This is a genomic window from Halomonas sp. HNIBRBA4712, from assembly GCF_043558675.1.
Taxonomy (GTDB): Bacteria; Pseudomonadota; Gammaproteobacteria; order Pseudomonadales; family Halomonadaceae; genus Vreelandella.
In genome coordinates this window covers 1-3,091 of sequence record NZ_JBIFXR010000019.1, presented here as the reverse complement: position 1 = coordinate 3,091, position 3,091 = coordinate 1, and the positions used below count along the sequence as shown (strand labels likewise).

At 55.7% G+C, this 3,091-nt stretch carries 1 protein-coding gene; it reads left to right on the top strand.

From position 1 onward, the window contains the following. Positions 1–2,809: 2,809 nt before the first annotated feature. On the top strand, positions 2,810–3,091 hold a 282-nt coding region (locus tag ACGK9R_RS17115; protein WP_394583533.1), incomplete at its 3' end, for an Ig-like domain-containing protein.

The following is a 3,091-nucleotide window of genomic DNA, read 5'->3' as shown; positions in this document are numbered from 1 at the left end:
TTCAGACAGCGATTCGGACTCTGACAGTGACTCCGATTCCGATAGTGACTCGGATTCAGACAGTGACTCTGACTCCGACAGCGATTCGGATTCTGACAGCGACTCCGACTCCGATAGTGACTCGGACTCAGACAGCGACTCGGATTCCGACAGTGACTCGGACTCCGACAGTGACTCGGACTCCGACAGTGACTCGGATTCAGACAGTGACTCGGATTCCGACAGTGACTCGGACTCCGACAGCGATTCGGACTCTGACAGTGACTCGGATTCCGACAGCGACTCGGATTCAGACAGTGATTCGGACTCTGACAGTGATTCGGACTCTGACAGTGATTCGGACTCTGACAGCGATTCGGACTCCGACAGCGATTCGGACTCGGACAGTGATTCGGACTCTGACAGTGACTCCGACTCTGATAGCGATTCGGACTCGGACAGTGATTCCGACTCTGACAGCGACTCCGATAGCGATTCGGACTCTGACTCCGATAGCGATTCGGACTCCGATAGTGACTCGGACTCTGACAGCGATTCAGACTCGGACTCCGACAGTGACTCGGATTCCGACTCCGACAGCGACTCGGATTCAGACAGTGACTCCGATTCCGATAGCGATTCGGACTCCGACAGCGATTCAGACTCTGACTCCGACAGCGATTCGGACTCCGATAGTGATTCGGACTCCGATAGTGACTCGGATTCGGATAGCGACTCCGACTCCGACTCCGACTCCGACAGTGATTCGGACTCAGACTCAGACAGTGATTCCGACTCTGACAGTGATTCGGACTCCGACAGCGACTCGGATTCCGACAGTGACTCTGACTCGGACAGCGATTCAGACTCTGACTCGGACAGCGATTCCGACTCCGACAGTGATTCGGACTCCGACAGCGACTCTGATTCGGATAGTGATTCAGACTCGGATTCCGACAGCGATTCGGATTCCGATAGCGATTCGGACTCCGACAGTGACTCCGATTCCGATAGCGACTCGGACTCTGACAGCGATTCGGATTCCGACAGCGACTCGGATTCCGACAGTGATTCCGACTCCGATAGCGATTCGGACTCTGACAGTGACTCCGATTCAGACAGCGACTCGGATTCCGACAGCGATTCGGACTCAGACTCCGATTCCGACAGCGACTCCGACTCTGATAGCGATTCGGACTCCGACAGTGACTCGGATTCCGATAGTGACTCGGACTCTGACAGCGATTCGGATTCAGACAGTGACTCCGATTCAGACAGTGATTCGGATTCTGACAGTGATTCGGATTCTGACAGTGATTCGGATTCTGACAGTGATTCGGATTCTGACAGTGATTCGGACTCTGACAGCGACTCTGACTCTGACAGCGACTCGGATTCCGATAGTGACTCGGATTCCGACAGTGACTCGGACTCCGACAGTGACTCCGACTCTGATAGCGATTCGGACTCTGACAGCGATTCCGATTCCGATAGTGACTCGGACTCTGACAGCGATTCCGACTCCGACAGTGATTCGGACTCCGACAGCGACTCTGATTCGGATAGTGATTCAGACTCGGATTCCGACAGCGATTCGGATTCCGATAGCGATTCGGACTCCGACAGTGACTCGGATTCCGATAGTGACTCGGACTCCGACAGTGATTCGGATTCAGACAGTGACTCGGACTCCGATAGCGATTCGGACTCCCATAGCGACTCCGATTCCGACAGCGATTCAGACTCCGACAGCGATTCGGACTCCGACAGCGATTCGGACTCTGACAGCGACTCGGATTCCGACAGTGATTCGGACTCCGATAGCGATTCGGATTCCGACAGTGATTCCGACTCCGACAGCGATTCGGACTCTGACAGTGACTCGGACTCCGACAGCGATTCCGACAGCGACTCGGATTCCGACAGTGACTCCGATTCCGATAGTGACTCGGACAGCGACTCAGATTCCGATAGTGACTCTGACTCTGACTCTGACTCTGACAGCGACTCGGATTCAGACAGCGATTCAGACTCCGACAGCGACTCGGACTCTGACAGCGACTCGGATTCCGATAGTGACTCTGACTCTGACTCTGACTCTGACAGCGACTCGGATTCAGACAGCGATTCAGACTCTGACAGCGATTCGGATTCTGACAGTGATTCGGACTCTGACAGCGACTCGGACTCCGACAGTGACTCCGATTCCGATAGTGACTCGGACTCTGACAGCGATTCAGACTCCGACAGTGACTCGGATTCCGACAGTGATTCGGACTCCGATAGTGACTCGGATTCGGATAGCGACTCCGACTCCGACTCCGACAGCGATTCAGACTCTGACAGTGATTCGGACTCCGATAGCGATTCGGACTCTGACAGTGACTCGGATTCGGACAGCGATTCGGACTCTGACAGTGACTCCGATTCAGACAGCGACTCTGATTCCGACAGCGATTCGGACTCTGACAGTGACTCGGACTCGGACAGCGACTCGGATTCCGACAGTGACTCCGATTCCGACAGCGACTCGGATTCGGATAGTGACTCCGATTCCGAAAGTGATTCCGATTCTGACAGTGATTCGGATTCAGACAGCGACTCCGACAGCGACTCGGATTCGGACAGTGACTCTGACTCGGACAGCGACTCGGATTCAGACAGCGACTCGGATTCCGACTCTGACAGTGACTCCGATGCCGATAGTGATTCAGATGGAGATCACGATCCGGGCTCGGATAACGAGTCTGATGGCCACGAAGAGGAAGAAGAAGAGGAAGAGCCAAAAGCGACGATCACCATCGCCGACAATCTGTTCGGCGGCGACAACGTGATCAACAACGCCGAGTCCCAGCAGGCGCAGACCGTCAACGGGACCGTGGGCGGCGCAGCGAAGGCCGGTGACAGCGTCACCGTGAACATCGGCGGCGTCGAGTACGGCACTACCGTCAACGACGACGGCGAGACCTGGAACGTGGAGATCCCGGCAGACGCGGTGGGCAAACTGGAAGGCGGCGAGATCACTGCCACGGTCACCGGCCGCGACAGCGCCGGTAACTCCTACACCGATACTGATACCACGAAGTACGGCGTCAGCACCGAGCTGCCGACG